12 protein-coding genes are annotated in these 18491 nt (G+C 59.6%); 5 read left to right on the forward strand and 7 right to left on the reverse strand.

Annotated elements, in window-relative coordinates; genetic code table 11:
- The first annotated feature begins 5 nt into the window (after nt 1-5).
- On the forward strand, nt 6-2420 hold the full coding sequence (gene gyrB, locus ACN0RV_RS16630) for a DNA topoisomerase (ATP-hydrolyzing) subunit B (protein WP_417349333.1): 2415 nt from the start codon (nt 6-8) through the stop codon (nt 2418-2420).
- A gap of 260 nt (nt 2421-2680) precedes the next feature.
- Here the strand turns inward: gyrB and ACN0RV_RS16635 are convergent, their stop codons facing one another.
- The 3 genes from ACN0RV_RS16635 to glyQ form a co-directional block, all read right to left on the reverse strand.
- On the reverse strand, nt 2681-3718 hold the full coding sequence (locus ACN0RV_RS16635; protein WP_417349335.1) for a GMP reductase: 1038 nt from the start codon (nt 3716-3718) through the stop codon (nt 2681-2683).
- Nucleotides 3719-3946: 228 nt separating this feature from the next.
- Entirely contained in the window at nt 3947-6019 is a 2073-nt protein-coding gene (gene glyS, locus ACN0RV_RS16640; protein WP_417349337.1) for a glycine--tRNA ligase subunit beta, read from the reverse strand.
- A gap of 6 nt (nt 6020-6025) precedes the next feature.
- Nucleotides 6026-6937, reverse strand: coding sequence for a glycine--tRNA ligase subunit alpha (gene glyQ / locus ACN0RV_RS16645; protein WP_417349338.1), 912 nt, complete (start codon nt 6935-6937; stop codon nt 6026-6028).
- A 122-nt stretch (nt 6938-7059) separates the two neighbouring features.
- Between glyQ and ACN0RV_RS16650 the strand changes: the two genes are divergently transcribed.
- The gene (locus ACN0RV_RS16650) at nt 7060-7638 is read left to right on the forward strand and encodes a DNA-3-methyladenine glycosylase I (RefSeq protein WP_417349340.1); all 579 of its coding nucleotides are present in this window, start codon (nt 7060-7062) and stop codon (nt 7636-7638) included.
- A 47-nt stretch (nt 7639-7685) separates the two neighbouring features.
- On the opposite strand, the gene ACN0RV_RS16655 is transcribed toward ACN0RV_RS16650, so the two are convergent.
- The 4 genes from ACN0RV_RS16655 to fadB all read right to left on the reverse strand — a co-directional run bounded on the left by ACN0RV_RS16655 (nt 7686) and on the right by fadB (nt 14814).
- Nucleotides 7686-10862, reverse strand: a complete 3177-nt coding sequence (locus ACN0RV_RS16655) for an amidohydrolase family protein (RefSeq protein ID WP_417349341.1) — start codon at nt 10860-10862, stop codon at nt 7686-7688.
- Between the two features lie 230 nt (nt 10863-11092).
- Nucleotides 11093-11338, reverse strand: a complete 246-nt coding sequence (gene tusA, locus ACN0RV_RS16660) for a sulfurtransferase TusA (protein ID WP_417349343.1) — start codon at nt 11336-11338, stop codon at nt 11093-11095.
- 147 nt (nt 11339-11485) lie between these two features.
- Nucleotides 11486-12649 carry an acetyl-CoA C-acyltransferase FadA gene (gene fadA, locus ACN0RV_RS16665; protein ID WP_417349344.1) on the reverse strand — a complete coding sequence of 388 codons (1164 nt, stop codon included), beginning with the start codon at nt 12647-12649 and terminating at the stop codon, nt 11486-11488.
- A gap of 11 nt (nt 12650-12660) precedes the next feature.
- Nucleotides 12661-14814 carry a fatty acid oxidation complex subunit alpha FadB gene (fadB, locus tag ACN0RV_RS16670; protein WP_417349346.1) on the reverse strand — a complete coding sequence of 718 codons (2154 nt, stop codon included), beginning with the start codon at nt 14812-14814 and terminating at the stop codon, nt 12661-12663.
- 196 nt (nt 14815-15010) lie between these two features.
- Between fadB and pepQ the strand changes: the two genes are divergently transcribed.
- From pepQ to ACN0RV_RS16685, 3 genes are read left to right on the forward strand one after another with little or no spacing between them, the layout of a single operon-like run.
- Nucleotides 15011-16330 (forward strand): Xaa-Pro dipeptidase, encoded by a 1320-nt coding sequence (gene pepQ, locus ACN0RV_RS16675; RefSeq protein WP_417349348.1) that lies wholly within the window; start codon nt 15011-15013, stop codon nt 16328-16330.
- Complete coding sequence (locus ACN0RV_RS16680; protein ID WP_417349350.1) at nt 16330-16941, forward strand: YigZ family protein; 612 nt, start codon at nt 16330-16332, stop codon at nt 16939-16941. The genes pepQ and ACN0RV_RS16680 overlap by 1 nt, the downstream gene beginning before the upstream one ends.
- Before the next feature lie 27 nt (nt 16942-16968).
- Nucleotides 16969-18426 carry a TrkH family potassium uptake protein gene (locus ACN0RV_RS16685; protein WP_417349352.1) on the forward strand — a complete coding sequence of 486 codons (1458 nt, stop codon included), beginning with the start codon at nt 16969-16971 and terminating at the stop codon, nt 18424-18426.
- Nucleotides 18427-18491 lie beyond the last annotated feature (65 nt).

Genomic DNA, 18491 nt, shown 5'->3' on the forward strand with positions numbered 1-18491 from the left:
AGCGTATGTCAGAGCAAAGTTACGGATCCTCGAGCATTAAGGTCCTTAAGGGTCTGGACGCCGTTCGTAAGCGTCCGGGTATGTACATTGGTGATACGGATGACGGCACCGGCCTGCACCACATGGTGTTCGAAGTGGTGGATAACTCCATCGACGAAGCGCTTGCAGGGCACTGTAACGACATCATCGTGACCATCCACATGGATGGCTCTGTGTCGGTCCAGGATGACGGCCGAGGCATTCCTGTGGATATTCACCCTGAAGAAGGGGTGTCCGCCGCACAGGTGATCATGACCGTGCTGCACGCCGGGGGTAAGTTCGATGATAACTCCTATAAGGTGTCCGGTGGTCTGCACGGCGTAGGTGTGTCCGTTGTAAACGCACTCTCCGATAAGCTGGAACTGACGGTTCGACGTCAGGGTAAGGTACACCAGCAGATCTATCACTTGGGTGAGCCTGAGGCGCCCCTGGGCGCCATCGGCGAAACAGACAAGACGGGTACTGCCATCCGTTTCTGGCCGAGCCCAGGTACCTTCTCCGATATCGAGTTCCACTACGATATCCTGGCGAAGCGACTGCGCGAGCTCTCCTTCCTGAACTCCGGCGTCTCCATCAGGTTGGTGGATGAGCGCGACGACAAGAGTGACCACTTCTGCTATGAAGGTGGCATTCAGGCGTTTGTTGAGTATCTCAACCAGAACAAGACGCCTATCCACCCCACCGCGTTCAGCTTCAACAGTGAGCGTGAAGATGGCATCTCTGTTGAAGTGTCCATGCAGTGGAACGATGGTTTCCAGGAAAACATCTACTGCTTTACCAACAACATTCCTCAGCGCGATGGTGGTACTCACCTGGCCGGTTTCCGTGCCGCGCTGACCCGGACCCTGAACTCCTACATGGAGAAAGAGGGCTTCAATAAGAAGAACAAGACCAGTGCCACAGGCGATGATGCCCGTGAAGGTCTGACCGCGGTGATCTCCGTGAAGGTTCCGGATCCCAAGTTCTCCTCTCAGACCAAGGACAAACTGGTCTCCTCCGAGGTGAAGTCTGCGGTGGAGCAGACCATGGGTGAGAAGCTCAGCGACTACCTGATGGAGAACCCCAACGACGCCAAGTCGGTGGTCAACAAGATCATCGATGCCGCCCGCGCTCGTGAAGCCGCCCGTAAGGCGCGTGAAATGACTCGCCGCAAGGGCGCCATGGATCTGGCCGGACTGCCCGGTAAACTGGCGGATTGCCAGGAGAAGGATCCTGCACTTTCTGAAATCTACATTGTGGAGGGTGACTCGGCCGGCGGTTCCGCCAAGCAGGGCCGTAACCGTAAGACCCAGGCTATCCTGCCTCTGAAGGGTAAGATCCTGAACGTCGAGAAGGCGCGCTTTGACAAGATGCTCTCCTCCCAGGAGGTGGCGACCCTGATCACCGCCCTGGGCTGTGGCATTGGCCGGGAAGACTACAATCCTGAAAAGACCCGCTACCACAACATCATCATCATGACCGATGCTGACGTGGACGGTTCTCACATTCGTACTCTGCTGCTGACCTTCTTCTACCGTCAGATGCCAGAGCTGATTGAGCGCGGTTACGTCTACATTGCCCAGCCACCTCTCTACAAGGTGAAAAAGGGCAAGCAGGAGCGCTACATCAAGGATGAGCCAGCCCTGACCGAATATCTGACCACACTGGCGCTGGAGAAGTCCTCCCTGCATGTGAATGCCGAGGCCCCTGGTATCGCCGACACCGCCCTGGAATCTCTGGTCAACCAGTACCGTGGCGTTGAGGCGGTGATGGATCGCCAGAGCCGTCGTTTCCCCCGTGAGCTGCTGGCAGCGCTGATCTACGCCGGTGGCGTTGCCGAGGCCCAACTCCAGTCTGAGTCTGATATGAAGGCTTGGGGTGATGCGGTCGCCGAAGCGGTTAACGACAAGACCAGTGACGGTTCCTACTACCGAGCCGAGGTGGTGTTCGATGCCGAGCGTAATGTTCAGCAGCCGAAACTGGTATTGCGCCAGCACGGTATCGATCACGAGTACCTGTTGACCTACGACTTCCTCCAGTCCCCGGATTACCAGGCCATCGTTGCCCTGGGCAATGAGATTGCCGATCTGGTGGAAGAGGGGGGGTATGTTCGTCGTGGTGAGCGTACCCGTCCGGTGACCTCCTTCGAAGAAGCGCTGACCTGGTTGATGACCGAGTCCAAGCGTGGCCTCTACATCCAGCGTTATAAGGGTCTGGGCGAGATGAACCCTGAGCAGCTCTGGGAAACCACCATGGATCCGGAAGCCCGTCGTATGCTGAAGGTGACCATTGAGGACGCCATCGCCTGTGACCAGCTGTTCACCACCTTGATGGGTGACCAGGTTGAACCACGTCGTGACTTCATAGAAAGGAACGCACTGTTGGCAAACCTGGACGTGTAACCGCACACGACAGAGTAAAGAAAAGGGCGCCTCGATGGCGCCCTTTTTTATTGGTCTTAGGCGTCGCTGGTAGCCCTGGCCTATGGCGTCAACCGCTGATCTGTCGCCGACGGCGACGAGTCACTTTGCAGGACATGGCGAAAATTGGCTAAGGAGTGTTCCACGTGGAACATGGAAGTGGGCAATAGAGTTTCCAAAAAGGACCATGAAAAAGGGGACGATTTGTCCCCTGTTCTCTGATCATTGTTTCACGTGGAACATCAGTTGAAGACCCGGTTTTCCTGTTCCTGAACCCGAATAAAGGTGGTGCGCTTTGACAGCTCTTTGAGCTTGGCGGCGCCCACATAGGTGCAGGTGGAGCGCACGCCCCCCAACACATCCTGGACGGTCGCCTCTACGTCACCCCGGTAGGGAACCATCACCGTCTTGCCTTCGGAGGCTCGGTAATTGGCCACACCGCCGGCGTATTTACCCATGGCAGTGGCCGAGCTCATTCCGTAGAAGGCACGGTACTGTTTGCCATCTTTTTCCACGGCTTCGCCGCCACTCTGATCGTGACCGGCCAACATACCGCCTATCATCACGAAGTCGGCGCCGCCACCAAAGGCCTTGGAGACATCGCCGGCACAGGTGCAGCCACCGTCGCTGATGATTTGGCCGCCCAGGCCGTGAGCCGCGTCGGCGCACTCGATCACCGCGGACAACTGGGGGTAGCCGACACCGGTCTTTACCCGAGTGGTGCATACCGACCCCGGGCCGATACCAACCTTGACGATATCAGCGCCGCTTATCAGCAACTCTTCCACCATCTCGCCGGTGACCACGTTGCCTGCCACAATCACCTTGTCTGGATAGTGTTGGCGCACCTTGCGCACGAAGTCCACAAAGCTCTGCTGGTAACCATTGGCCACGTCGATGCAGACGAACCTCAGCGCGGGGTGCTGGCAAAGGAGGCGCTGCAGCTTGCCGAAGTCGTTATCGGAGACACCGGTGGAGACCATGATGTGCTCGAAGAAGCCGCTTTCCTTGTCAGCCAGCCATTGCTGCCACTCCTCTTCGCTGTAGTGTTTGTGCACCGCACAGAGCATCTTATGGCGGGCCAGGGCTTCGGCCATCTCAAAGGTGCCTACGGTGTCCATGTTGGCGGCAATGATGGGCACACCTGTCCAGGGTTGTGGGGCGTGTTTGAAGATAAAGGTACGTTCAATATTGACCTGGGAACGGCTGGCCAGAGTAGAGCGCTTGGGGCGGAACAGGACGTCTTTAAAACCCAGTTTGATGTCAGCTTCAATATGCATGATCGATTCCCGAATACTACGAAATTGGGGGGACAGGAATCGGTGGGATCTTTTGAGGAGTGCACCGATACACTGACCCATGAAATTGGTCGTACGCACCGGTTTTCGACATTCTATGTCGAGTTGCGCCAAAGACAACTAAATTCGTTCGAACACAGCGTTCCCGTTCAGGAACAATTAAAAAAGGGGCGCCCACTGGGCGCCCCTCTGTGTGATTGAATCCGCGTTTTACTGCTGCAGAAGAGAGATATCGGCAGCCTGCATAAACAGACCGCGAAGCTGCTTGAGCATCGCCAGGCGGTTGGCCTTCAGGGCTGGATCTTCGGCGTTCACCATCACCTCTTCGAAGAAGTTATCGATGGTATCACGCAGGCCGGCCAGAATGGCCAGGGCATCGCCGTAGTTGCCTTGGGCGAACAGAGGCTCAACTTTGCCCTTGGTATCGCTGATGGCGGCAGCCAGGGCCTTCTCAGCGGCTTCTTGCAGCAGGGCTTCGTCGATGCTGTCGGCAATGGCGGCGTCGGATTTGGCCAGGATGTTACCTACCCGCTTGTTGGCGGCGGCCAGAGCCTGGGCCGCATCCAGCTGACGGAAGGCCTGAACCGCCTTCACGCGGCGATCGAACTCCAGTGGACGGCTGGGACGCAGGGCCAGTACCGCCTGAATCACATCCACCGGGTAGCCTTCATCCTGGTACCAGGCGCGGAAGCGACCCAGCATGAACTCCAGTACGTCATCGGCGACCTTGTCGTTGGTCAGCTTGTCACCGAACAGCTCCTTGGCCTTGGCGATGAGATCGGCCAGATCCAGGGGCAGGGCCTTCTCTACGATGATGCGCAGAGCACCGATGGCGGCACGGCGCAGGGCGAAGGGGTCGGCGGCACCCTTAGGGGCCTGACCGATACCGAAGATGCCCACCAGGGTGTCCATCTTGTCGGCCAGGGCCAGGGCCTGAGCCACGCCGGAGGCGGGCAGATCGTCACCACTGTAGCGTGGCATGTACTGCTCGTTCAGGGCGATGGCCACCTCTTCCGCCTCGCCGTCGTGGCGAGCGTAGTGCATGCCCATGATGCCCTGGGTGTCGGTGAATTCGAACACCATGGAGGTCATCAGGTCACACTTGCACAGCAGGCCGGCGCGGGCCGCGTGCTCGGTGTTGGCACCAATCTGTCCGGCGATGTACTCGGACAGGGCCAGGATGCGATCGGTCTTGTCGCGCAGGGTGCCCAGCTGTTTCTGGAACAGCACGCTCTGCAGGCGGGGCAGCTGATCCACCAGCTGCTGCTTCTTGTCGGTCTCGAAGAAGAACTCCGCGTCTGCCAGGCGGGGACGCACCACCTTCTCGTTGCCCTCGATCACCTGACGGGGATCCTTGGAGTCCACGTTGGCAACAAACAGGAAACGGGGCATCAGCTTGCCGTCGTTGTCATAGAGGGGGAAGTACTTCTGGTCACCCTTCATGGTGTAGACCAGGGCTTCGGCTGGGACGTTGAGGAACTTCTCTTCGAAGGAGGCCATCATCACCACCGGCCATTCCACCAGAGAGGTAACCTCTTCCAGCAGCTCATCATCCATGTCGGGGTTACCGCCAATCTCGGCGGCGGCGGCGGTCAGGTCGGCCCTGATCTTGGCTTTACGCGCCTCGTAGTCGGCAATCACCTTACCCTGCTCCTCGAGCAAAGCCGGGTACTGCTCTGCGTCGGCAATGGTCAGGGTTTGCTGGCCCATGAAACGGTGCCCCTTAAGCGTCAGGCCACTTTTCACATCCAGGATCTCGGCGTCCAGGGAGGTGTTACCCAGCAGCAGAGTCAGGGTGTGCACAGGACGGATAAACTGAGTCTCGGAGCTGCCCCAGCGCATCGCCTTGGGGATAGGCAGCTTGGACAGGGCTTCCTTGACCAGCTGTGGCAGCAGAGCGTCGGCGCCCTGGCCCTTAACCTCGGCCTTATGCAGCAGCCACTCACCCTTATCGGTGACCATGCGGTCGGCCTCGGCAACGGTGATGCCGTTGCTGCGGGCCCAGCCTTCGGCGGCTTTGGTGGGGTTGCCATCGGCGTCGAAAGCGGCTTTCACCGCCGGGCCGCGCTTCTCAACCACCTTGTCCGCCTGGGACGGGGTCATCTCGGCGATCTTGACCGCCAGGCGGCGAGGGGAGGCAAACCACTCAACCTGACCATGGGGCAGTTCCGCCTTGGCCAGCAGCTCTACCAGGTTGTCGCGAAACGCTTCGCCCAGCTGTCGCAGTGCCTTTGGTGGCAGCTCTTCGGTGCCCAGCTCTACCAGAAATGTTTCAGTAGCCATTGTCTCTTACTGCTCCTTTTGGCACATGGGGAAGCCCAGGGCCTCACGGGAGGCGTAATAGGCTTCTGCGACGGACTTGGTCAGGGTGCGGATACGCAGGATATAGCGCTGACGTTCAGTCACGGAGATCGCCTTGCGGGCGTCCAGCAGGTTGAACGCGTGACCCGCCTTGAGGATGCGCTCATAGGCTGCCAGTGGCAGAGGCGCCTCCAGCTCCAGCAGGTGCTTGGCTTCCTTCTCGCACTGGTCGAAGAGGGTGAACAGGAAGTCCACATCGGCGTGTTCGAAGTTATAGGTGGACTGCTCCACCTCGTTCTGATGGAACACATCTCCGTAGGTGGTCTTGCCCAGAGGACCATCGGACCACACCAGGTCATAGACGTTGTCTACGCCCTGCAGGTACATGGCCAGACGCTCCAGGCCGTAGGTGATTTCGCCGGTGACGGGACGACAGTCCAGGCCGCCCACCTGCTGGAAGTAGGTGAACTGGGTGATTTCCATGCCGTTCAGCCACACTTCCCAGCCCAGACCCCAGGCACCCAGGGTGGGGTTCTCCCAGTTGTCTTCAACGAAGCGAATGTCGTGCACTTCGGTGTCCAGACCCAGCTCGCGCAGGGACTCCAGATACAGCTCCTGAATCTCAGCCGGAGAGGGCTTGATGATCACCTGGAACTGGTAGAAGTGCTGAAGGCGGTTTGGGTTCTCGCCGTAACGACCGTCGGTAGGACGGCGGGAAGGCTGCACATAAGCGGTGGCGATTGGCTCGGGGCCAATGGCACGCAGGCAGGTCATGGGGTGGGAAGTACCCGCACCCACTTCGATGTCCAGTGGCTGCACGATGGTGCAACCCTGGCGAGCCCAGAAGTCCTGCAACTGCAGGATCAGACCCTGGAAGGTCTTGACGTCAAACTTTTGCATGGGGTATCACCTGGATACGTCTAAATGGCGTGAAACTTGCGCGAAATGGGCAATAGTATACCTTCCTAGAGGCCGGGTATGTAGGCTAAATTTTGTCGTCTTGAGTAAGGAATAGGGAATCGATGGATAAGCAACGTTGCTCCTGGTGTGGAGAGGACCCCCAATATGTCGAGTATCACGACACTCAGTGGGGCAGGCCGGTCACCGATGGTCGGGAACTCTTTGCCAAATTGTGCCTGGATGGTCAACAGGCGGGACTCTCCTGGCTGATCATCCTGCGCAAGACGCCACGCTATTATGAGGTGTTTGAGCAGTTCGAACCGGCGCGCATCGCCCAGTTCGATGAGGAGCGGGTCGAACAGCTGCTGCTGGACCCGGGCATCGTCCGCAACCGGCTTAAGGTGAACTCCATCATCAAGAACGCCCGGGCCTACCTGACAATGCAGGAGCAGGGCATCGACTTCTCAGAGTTTCTCTGGTCCTTTACCGGTCACAAGACCCTGGTGAATGCCTTGGAGTCGGGTCAGCCTTACCCCACCTCCAGTCCGGAATCGGACGCCATGAGCAAGGCACTTAAGAAAGCGGGGTTCTCGTTCGTGGGCACCACCATCTGCTACGCCTTTATGCAGGCGGTGGGGATGGTGAACGATCACCTGGTGACCTGTCCCTCCTATGAGGAGTGCCTGACGCTGGCGAGATAGCCAAAAAGAGAGGGCTCAGATGAGCCCTCTGGTCTTAGTTTGAGTCTCTACTTTTCAAAGTAGAAGGGGGCCCTTTCCCGTTTGTGCCCATTGAGCTCATTCATCGACACCGCATCATAGAGTCGGCCGCCTACCATGGTGTGAGTCACCCTGTCGCTGTGGCGGATGTTTTCCAGTGGGTTGCCGTCGATAACGATCAGGTCCGCTAGCTTTCCGGGCTCAATGCTGCCCAGCTGATGGTCCATGCCGAAGTGCATCGCCGGGTTGATGGTGGCGGTCTTGAGGGCCTCCAGGTTGCTCATCCCTCCCTGGGCGAACATCCAGATCTCCCAGTGGGCCCCGAGGCTTTCACGCTGGCCGTGGGCACCGATGTTGGCATGAACACCCAGCTGGCCAAGCTCATTGGCTATTCGGGCCACATTGAAGTGGTTGTAATGCTCATCCGGTGCCGTGGTGCGGCGCATGGATCTGGGTCGGAGAATCTCCTGGGGCACATACTTGGACAGGCGAGGGTGCTTCCACACTTCGGTCTTGTCGTACCAATAGTGTTCGCCCCAGATGCCGCCGTAAGCCACTACCAGGGTGGGGGTGTAACCGACTTCGGTCTGGCTCCAGAACTGCTTGATGTCGTCATAGACCGCTGCCACGGGTATGGCGTGTTCCACGCCGGTGTGACCGTCGGCAATCATCGACAGGTTGTGCTGCAGCAGACTGCCCCCTTCCGGGACCACCATCATCTCCAGTTCACGGGCCGCGGCGATGATCTGCTGCCTCTGGTTGCGCCTGGGCTGGTTGTAACTCTTCACCGAGAAGGCGCCTACTTTTTTCAGGCGTTCCAGGTGAAATTTGGCGTCATCCAGGCTGTCCACATGAGAGGTGTAGCCCGGGATGTTGGCGCCATAGAGTATGGTGCCGGTGGAGAAGATTCGGGGCCCGGTCACTTCGCCGGCCTTCTGCAGCTCACTGGCGGAGAACACCTCGGTGGTGTCGTTGGAGGGGTCGTGGATACTGGTGACTCCCAGAGCCAGACTGGCGTAGTTGATGCGGTTCTGTCTGGGGATGATCTCGTTGCTGCCCTGACCTCCGTGGGCGTGAGCATCGAACAGTCCGGGCATCAGGGTTTTCCCCCGGATGTCGATCACCTGGGCATCCTCGGGGACTGGAACTTCACTGCGTTGGCCTACGGCGATGATGGTGTTGTCTTTCACCACCACCACGCCATCTTCAATGACCTTATCCCCCTCCATGGTGACAACTCGGCCGCCGGAAAAGACGATGGTTCCACGTGGAACATAGGTGTCCGAGCTAAAGCCGATCTCGGTCATCTGAGCCTGGGTGTCACCCTCGAAACCCGGAGTAAAGAGCTCGGAGATGCCCACTTGGTACAACTCCGGCCCCAGGGACCAGTAGAGAGACTGACTGTCGCCGCTCCAGTTGATGTTCTCGCCGGCTCGCTGGGAAAGCTGCTTTACCGGCAGTCCGCCGCCATCCGGGCCGATGTGCAGGGTTTCACCATGCTGGCCGAAGGGGGTGACAAAGACGTTGAATCGCTCGGCAAAGGCGAGGCGATCACCATTGGGGGAAACGTGGAACTCGGTGGCGTGGTCGGAAGTAAAGTGCACCCGCTTGTCGAACCCCTGGAGGTTGATGGATACCAGGGCGGGTTTGCCCTCTGCTAGATCGGTGAGAAACAGTCGGTCTGAATTGGCACCGAAGTGAGGCATGCTGCCGCTGTCGCTGACCAGGCGGGGGGTGCCGCCCTTGACCGGGATGGCGTAGATGCCGGGGTCTCTGTCCCAGGTGGGGGAGGTGATGTAACCGCCGGTCGCTTTACGGAATACTACGCTGTTGCCATCCGGGCTGAAGGCGGGTTCCACGTACTTGCCCGGCTCCTCGGTCAGGGTGGTGATCTTGCCCCGGCGCAGATTCATCACTTTGATGGCGCCCTGTTTGTCATCCTGCCAGGTGACGAACACCAGGGATTTGCCATCGCGGGAGAAACGGGGGAACAGCTCGAAGGCCTCCTTCTCGCGGGTCAGGCGCTTGGGTTTGCCATCGGGCAGGCTGCGCTGCCAGAGTTTGCCCAGGGCCTCAAACACCACCCGCTTGCCGTCTGGAGACACCTGAACCTGGCGCAGCATTTTCACCTGGAACTGGTCCGGATCCAGCTGTTGGGCAAATCGCACCGCCGGTTGAACTTGCTTGTGGGTACTGACGTGGAAGGGGATCACCTGGCTGTCGCCATCGTCGAGATCCAGCCTGTGGATCTTGCCGCCGGCCCAGAACACCAGGGCTTCGCTGTCCGGGGTCCACGCCAGGGTGGGGTAGACCCCGTGGATGGCCCAGGTTTCTTGCATATCCCTGTCCAGATTACCGTAAACCTTGCGCTTCTCCCCGGAAGCCAGGTCATAGAGATAGAGGCTGGACTGGAAACCATCCCGGCTGATGTAGGCCAGGGTCTTGCCATCCGGACTCGGGGTGGGGCGGATGGCGCCCCCGGTGCCGCTGAGCAGCACTTCGATTTCGCCGCTTTCGCGGTTGTAGCGCTTAATCTTGTAGATCCCCTGGACCGAATCCTTGGAGTAGTGGAAGGTCTTGCCCGGGGTGGCATCCTGAGAGAAGTAGATGTAGCGGCCATCGGGGGAGAAGGCGGGTTCGCCCAGGTCTTTCTGGTCGTTGGGACGCTCGGTCAGTGGTATCCCGCTGCCGCCCTGGATGTGATACATCCACACCTCGCCGGCCCCCAGGCTGCGGGCTGCGGTGTAGTGTTTTCGGCCCACCAGATACTGCCCATCGGGGCTCCAGGCCGGACTGTTGAGCAGCCTGAAGGATTCCTCGGAGACCGGACGAGGGTCGCTGCCATCCGCCTTCATGATCCACAGGTTGTCACCGCCATCCTGGTCTGAGGTGAAGGCGATGTAGTTGCCGTCTGGGCTGAATCTGGGTTGCATGTGCCAGGCAATGCCCTTCATCAGCGGGGTGGCTTCCCCTCCAGCAATCGGCATGGCGTAGATGTCCCCAAGCAGGTCGAACACCAGGGTCTTACCGTCCGGACTGATGTCCAGGTTCATCCAGGTACCCTGGGTGACATCGATGTTGATCTTCTGCAGAGGCCCTTGGGGCTGATTGACCTCCCAGCCAGGGGATTCATTGGCCAGGACCGGTCCGGTGCAGGTCAGGCCGACCGCCAGCAGGGCGGCATAGAGGGGTTTGAGAGCTGACATAGGGTTCCCTGTCTTTGTCTTTATTCGCTGGAGACCGAGTCTACTGAATGGCCGGGATGGTGAATACCAAGGAGTCGTTGGTGGTTCAGGGAGATCCTCTGGTGTGCCCCAGATCCACCATTTATGGTGCTCAATACTGGAGTGTGGCTGGTGGTTTTGTTGAGCAGGCACAAAAAAAGCCGTGATAAACGGCTTTTTTGCAAGGGGGTGTGTTCTCAGGAGCGCTGGGACTAACCGCCCTTGCGAATCAGGTACTGATAGGGGGCTTGGTCGGTCTGGCTGGCCACCAGGGTGTGGTCCATAAAACGACAGAAGCTGGGGATGTCCCTGGTGGTGGAGGGATCGTCCGCGGTGATCAGCAGGGTCTCACCCTGAGCCATATTCCGCACCGTCTTACGCACCATCATAACCGGTTCAGGGCAGCGCAGCCCGATGGCATCCAGAGTGTGTTTGGCGTCGGTGAAGGTGTCGGACATGGGGTCTACCAAATTCAATAAACAGGGCGGTAATGATACGCCGCTGGCGTGATGACGCAAGAGATGGCGGCCGGCTGCACATAATTTGTGCAGAGGGATCACAAAAAAAGGGGAAGCACAGGCTTCCCCTAGGGTCTGAGTTGGCGGTTATACCCGCTCGAAGACGGTGGCGATCCCCTGACCCAGGCCGATACACATGGTGGCCAGGCCCAGTTGGACGTCGCGGTGCTCCATCAGGTTGATCAGGGTGGTGGAGATGCGCGCACCGGAGCAACCCAGAGGGTGCCCCAGGGCGATGGCGCCACCGTTGAGGTTGACCATGTCATCCATCTTATCCAGCAGCCCCAGGTCCTTGGCACAGGGCAGGGACTGGGCGGCAAAGGCTTCATTGAGCTCAACCTGCTGAATGTCCGCCATGGTCAGGCCGCTGCGTTTGAGCGCCTTCTGAGTGGCGGGCACCGGGCCGTAGCCCATGATGGAGGGATCGCAGCCGGCGATGGCCATGGCGCGGATGCGGGCGCGAATGGGCAGGCCCAGGGCCTTGGCCCTCTCTTCGCTCATCAGCAGCATGGCGGACGCGCCATCGGACAGGGCGGAGGAGGTGCCTGCGGTGACGGTACCATTGACCGGGTCAAACACCGGACGCAGAGCGGACAGGCTTTCGACGGTGGTTTCCGGGCGAATCACCTCATCCTGAGTGACCTGGACAAGGGTCCCGTCGCCATCGTGTCCCTCGATGGCCACGATCTCCTTGGCGAAGCGCCCCTCCAGGGTGGCCTGATGGGCCAACTGGTGGGAGCGGGCACCGAACTCATCCTGAGCCTGGCGGCTGATGCCATGCATCTTACCCAGCATCTCGGCGGTCAGGCCCATCATTCCCGCAGCCTTGGCCACGTTATTGGCCAGGCCGGGGTGGAAGTCCACGCCGTGGTTCATGGGCACATGGCCCATATGCTCGACACCACCGACGATGAAGATGTCGCCCTGGTCCAGCATGATGGCCCGGGCTGCATCGTGAATCGCCTGCATGGAGGAGCCACACAGTCGGTTGACGGTGACGGCGCCAACGCTCTTGGGCAGACCCGCCAGCAGGGCGGCGTTGCGGCCAATGTTGAACCCCTGCTCCAGGGTCTGCTGCACACAGCCCCAGATCACATCCTCAATCTCGTTGGGATCCACCTTGGGGTTGCGCTTGAGCAGCTGTTTCATCAGTTCCGCTGACAGGGTCTCAGCACGAACGTTGCGGAACACCCCACCCTTGGATCGTCCCATGGGGGTGCGGATGCAATCGACGACTACCGCATGTTTCATTGCCAATCTCCTTATTTAGCGGGGTAGAAACGGTCGCCGGCGGCGGCCATCTCGCGCAGTTTGTCGGTAACCTGGTACATCTCGCCCAGGTGAGCAAAGCGATCAGCCATGGCCACGAACTTGTCCAGCCCCAGGGTATCCAGGTAGCGGAAGACGCCACCGTGGAAGGGAGGGAAACCGATGCCGTAGACCAGGGCCATGTCCGCTTCTGCCGGGGTGGCCACAATGCCCTCTTCGAGGCAGCGCACGGTTTCATTGATCATGGGGATCATGGTGCGGGCGATGATCTCCTCCGCCTCAAACGCCTTGGTGTCGCCATAGGCCTCCTTGAGGGCGGCAATGGTGAACTCGTCCACGCTCTTCTTAGGCTTGCCCTTGCGGTCAGGGGCGTACTGATAGAAGCCCTTGCCGTTCTTCTGGCCGAAGCGCTCCGCCTCGAACATGATGTCCACGGCGTCGCGGAAGGTCTTGCTCATGCGGGTGGGGAAGCCTTCGGCCATCACCGCCACCGCATGGTGGGCGGTATCGATGCCGACGACATCCAACAGGTAGGCGGGGCCCATGGGCCAGCCAAACTGCTTGCTCATTACCTTGTCCACCTGCTGGAAATCGGCGCCGTCGCGCAGCAACAGGTTGAAGCCGAAGAAGTAGGGGAACAGCACCCGGTTGACGAAGAAGCCGGGGCAGTCGTTCACGACGATGGGGGTCTTGCCCATCTTGGCGGCGTAGGCCACCACAGTGGAGACGGTCTCTTCGCTGCTGTGCTCGCCACGGATGATCTCCACCAGGGGCATGCGATGCACCGGATTGAAGAAGTGCATGCCGCAGAAGTTCTCAGGGCGTTTCAGATTCTTGGCCAGGGCATTGATGGAGATGGTGGAGGTGTTGGAGGTCAGCACCGCATCATCACGCAGAATCTCCTCCGCCTCCGCCAGCACGATCCCCTTCACCTTGGGATTCTCCACCACCGCTTCCACGACGACGTCGGCGTGCTTGATGGCGGAGTAGTCCAGGCTGGGGACGATGTTGTTGAGGACACCGGCCATCTGGGCAGGCTTCATGCGGCCACGCTCCACTTGCTTGGCCAGCAGCTTGGAGGCTTCGTTGAGACCCAGTTCCAGGGCGGGCTGGGCGATATCCTTCATCACCGCAGGCACCCCTTTGCGGGCAGACTGGTAGGCTATGCCGCCACCCATGATGCCGGCACCCAGCACGGCGGCACTGTTGACTGGACGAGCCTGTTTGCCTGCTTTCTTGGCTTTGCCCTTTACATACTGGTCGTTGAGGAAGATGCCCACCAGGGCCTGGGCAACGTCGCTCTTGGCCAGCTTGATGAAGGCGGCTGCTTCGCCCTGAAGGGCTTCGGCACGGCCACAGCCAGCTACCTGCTCGAGCAGTTTTACCGCGGCGTGTGGGGCAGGGTAGTGAGGTCCGGCCTTCATGGCCACCATCCCTTTGGCGGTGGTGAAGGACATGGCGGCCTCAATCTTGGACAGGTTCAGCGGGGATTGCTTACGCTGGCGGCGCGCCAGCCAGTCGATGCCGCCTTCGATGGATTGTTGCACCATCTTAACGGCGGATTCCATCAGCTTCTCGGGCGAGGTGACCGCGTCCAGCACGCCGACCTTCAGGGCGGCATCGGCACGGTTTTCCTGACCCGTGGTGATCCACTCCATGGCATTGTCGGCACCGATGATGCGGGGAAGACGGACGGTGCCGCCAAAACCCGGGATGATCCCCAGCTTGGTTTCCGGTAGCCCGATGCGGGCACTGATGTCGCCCACCCTCAGGTCACAGGCCAGAATCGCTTCACAACCACCACCCAGGGCGAAGCCGCGGATCGCCGCCACTGTGGGTACCGGAAGGTCTTCCAGTTTGTTGAAGATGGCGTTGGCTTCCACCAGCCAGTTGCCGAGAACCTCTTCCGACTCGGCAAACAGGCCGAGGAATTCGGTGATGTCGGCGCCAACGATAAAGACATCCTTGCCGCTGCTGACCACCAGCCCCTTTAGGCCAGATTCCTGCTGCAGTGCGGTGAGGGCCTGATCGAAATCGTTCAGTGTAGTTCGGTCGAACTTGTTCACTGAACCCTCAGCGTCGAAACAGAGGTTGGCGATACCGGGCTCCAGCCAGCTGACCTTAATGGTGCTGCTTTGATAAATCATGCTTGGTTTCCTTTTTACCGCGGGGGGTCACGTCCGATTTGGTGACCGATTACTCAAAGTGTGTCCTGCGTCACAGTAAATTGCAACACCTATTTAAAACACCTGTTTGATATCTGTGGCTGCTCAGTTCCTGAGCTGCCACGGGGACTGTGTTACACTGCCGCCACAGATCACAATCACAACAACAGAGAGAGTCATGGACCGTTTCGCTCCCCTCTATCAGGATCACCTGGCCACCCTGACCCGACGCACAGAAACCCTGCTGGACAGGGAAGGGCTGCAGGGGTTGGTGATACACGCCGGTGTGCCCCAGAGAATCTTCCTGGATGACATGGATTACCCGTTCAAGGCGAACCCCCATTTCAAACACTGGGTGCCGGTGACCGACAACCCTCACTGTGTGTTGCTGATTCGTCCTTCAGAGAGGCCGACCCTGCTGTTCTACCGTCCGGTGGACTTCTGGCACAAGGTACCGCCGCTGCCTCAGGGATTCTGGACCGATGCGTTTGACATCAAGGTGATAGAGAAACCGGAACAGGCGAGAGCCTTGTTGCCCGACAACCTGTCCGCCTATGCCTTTATTGGCGAGCCCGCCGAGCTGGCGAGTCAATGGGGTATGGGAGAGGTGAACCCTCAGCCGGTGATGGACTATCTGCACTACCACCGTGCCTATAAGACCGACTATGAGCTGGCCTGCATGCGCATTGCCAGTGAGATCGCCGTATGCGGCCATGAGGCGGCCCGTGATGCCTTCTTCGGTCAGAAGAGTGAGTTCGACATTCAGTTGGCCTACCTGAGCGCCACCGCCCAGGGGGAAAACGAGGTGCCCTACGGCAACATCGTTGCCCTCAATGAGAACAGCGCCATCCTGCATTACACCGCCCTGGAGCGGGTTGCGCCGAAGCAGATGCGCAGCTTCCTGCTGGATGCCGGCGCCAGCTTCCACGGCTATGCGTCCGACATTACCCGGACCTACGCCTTTGAGCCAGGCAGCCGTTTTGCCGAGCTGGTAGCGGCCATGAATGAGCAGCAGTTGGCGATCATCGACACCATCAGGCCGGGGATGGCTTATACCGAACTGCACCTGGATATGCACCAGCGGGTGGCCCAGCTGTTGAGCCGGTTTGAGCTGGCCACAGGCTCAGCCGAAGCCCTGATCGCCGAAGGGGTGACCGCGGCTTTCTTCCCCCATGGTCTGGGTCACCAGATTGGCCTGCAGGTACACGATGTGGGCGGCTTCATGCGGGACGAGCAGGGCACCCACCTGGCGGCACCGGATGCCCATCCGGCCCTGCGCTGCACCAGGGTGTTGGAGCCCGGCATGGTGCTGACCATTGAGCCCGGCCTCTATGTCATCGATTCCCTGCTCAGTGGCCTGAACGACAGCGCCAAGGGGATGCTCAACACCTCGGTGATCGATGAACTGCGCCCCTATGGCGGCATCCGCATCGAAGACGATGTGGTGGTCCATGGCGACCGAATCGAAAACCTGACCCGGGATCTTGGGCTGGCCTGATGAGCGCCGGATTTCAGGTGCCCGCCCGCTTTTATGAGGTGGAGGAGGTGATTAAGCGCAGCCGCTTTATCACCTGGGTGGCCCATGTCACCGAGGGCAAACAGGCCCGTGAGCTGCAACAACGGGCCCGTGAGCTGCACCCGGAGGCCAGCCATCACTGCCTGGCATTTAATGCGGGCCCCCCTGGGGATACCAGGGACATCGGAGCCAGTGACGATGGCGAACCGGCGGGAAGCGCCGGGCGCCCCATGCTCAATGTGGTGTTGGGCGCCGACGTGGGCCAGTTGGCGGTGGTGGTGATCCGCTACTACGGCGGCACCAAACTGGGGGTTGGCGGGTTAGTACGTGCTTACTCTGGTGGGGTAAAGCTGGCCCTGGACACCTTACCCACCTGTGCCTTTGTGCCCATGGTGCAGGGCAGAATCAGGGTGGATTACGCCGATCAACCCACCCTGGAACATTGGCTGGGTCACTTTGATGGCAAAATTATTTCCCAAGATTTTGAACAGCAAGTAACTTATAGCCTGGCGTTGCCCGAGGAACAGAGGCAGCGCTTCGCTTTACAACTGGCCCAGAGTAGTCAGGGCCGACTGCAGGTTGAGTGGGACTGACCCCGGACAAGAACAGCTGACACACTGATGCAATATCGATCGATAATTCGAATCATCGGCCTGTTGGTGATGCTTTTTAGCCTCACCATGGTGCCACCGGCCCTGGTTGCCGTTATCTACAAGGATGGAGAGGGTGCTACCTTCATGCAGGCGCTGGTGATCAGCCTGGTGATAGGGCTGATTGCCTGGTATCCGAACCGCAATACCAGGGAGGAGCTCAAGGCCCGTGAAGGGTTCTTGATCGTGGTGCTGTTCTGGACGGTGCTGGGGTCCATTGCGGCCATCCCCTTCCTGCTCTCCTCAGAGCCGGACCTGACGGTCACCAATGCCTTCTTCGAAGCCTTTTCCGCCCTGACCACAACGGGGGCAACGGTGATCACCGGCCTGGAGGACCTGCCCAAGGCGATACTCTTCTATCGTCATCTGCTGCAGTGGCTGGGTGGCATGGGGATCATTGTACTGGCGGTGGCAGTACTGCCGATGCTGGGCATTGGCGGCATGCAGCTCTATCGCTGCGAAACCCCAGGGCCGGTCAAGGACAACAAGATGACCCCCCGCATCGCCGAGACCGCCAAGGCGTTGTGGTACATCTACCTGGCACTGACCCTGGCCTGTGCCGGCGCATACTGGTTGGCGGGGATGACCCCGTTCGATGCCCTGGGGCACAGCTTCTCCACCGTTTCCATCGGTGGTTTCTCCAGCTACGACGACTCCATGGGCGCCTTTGACAGCCAGCTGATCAACACCATCTGTGTGGTGTTCCTGCTGATCGCCGGGGTGAATTTCAGCCTCCACTTCGGTGCTTTCAGCCGTCGCGGCATCAATCTGAAGAACTACTGGTGTGATGCGGAAGTGCGGGTGTTCCTGCTGTTTCAGCTGATCCTGACCCTGCTCTGCTTTATGGTGCTGCTGGACAGTGGCATCTACGATTCGCCGGAATCGACCCTGGATTATGCCCTGTTCCAGGCGGTCTCCATCTCCACCACCGCCGGTTTTGGTACCCACAGCTTCTCCGAGTGGCCGCTGTTCCTGCCGGTGCTGCTGATTCTTTCCAGCTTTGTGGGGGGCTGTGCCGGCTCCACGGGCGGTGGCATGAAGGTGGTGCGCTTTATTCTGTTGCTGCTGCAGGGCGGCCGTGAACTCAAGCGTCTGGTCCATCCCAGGGCGATGTTCTCCATCCGCCTGAATAACAAGGCGGTGCCGGACCGGGTTATCGATGCGGTGTGGGGTTTCTTTGCGGCTTATGCCCTGGTGTTTGCCATCTGCCTGGTGGCGCTGTTGGCCACTGGACTGGACGACATCACCGCCTTCAGTGCCACGGCGGCCTGTCTCAATAATCTGGGCCCGGGCCTGGGCGCGGTGTCGTCTCATTACGGTGATGTTGGCGACGTTGCCAAATGGATTCTGGTGTTGGCCATGCTGTTTGGCCGACTGGAGATCTTTACCCTGCTGGTGCTGTTTACTCCGGCATTCTGGAAGAGCTAGGGTGCGTTGGCCTTCGGTGGTGAAGTTTTGGCGCAAAGATAGTCACGAGAGGTCAACAGACCCTA

The organism is Ferrimonas sp. (assembly GCF_048263965.1).
Classification (GTDB): domain Bacteria; phylum Pseudomonadota; class Gammaproteobacteria; order Enterobacterales; family Shewanellaceae; genus Ferrimonas.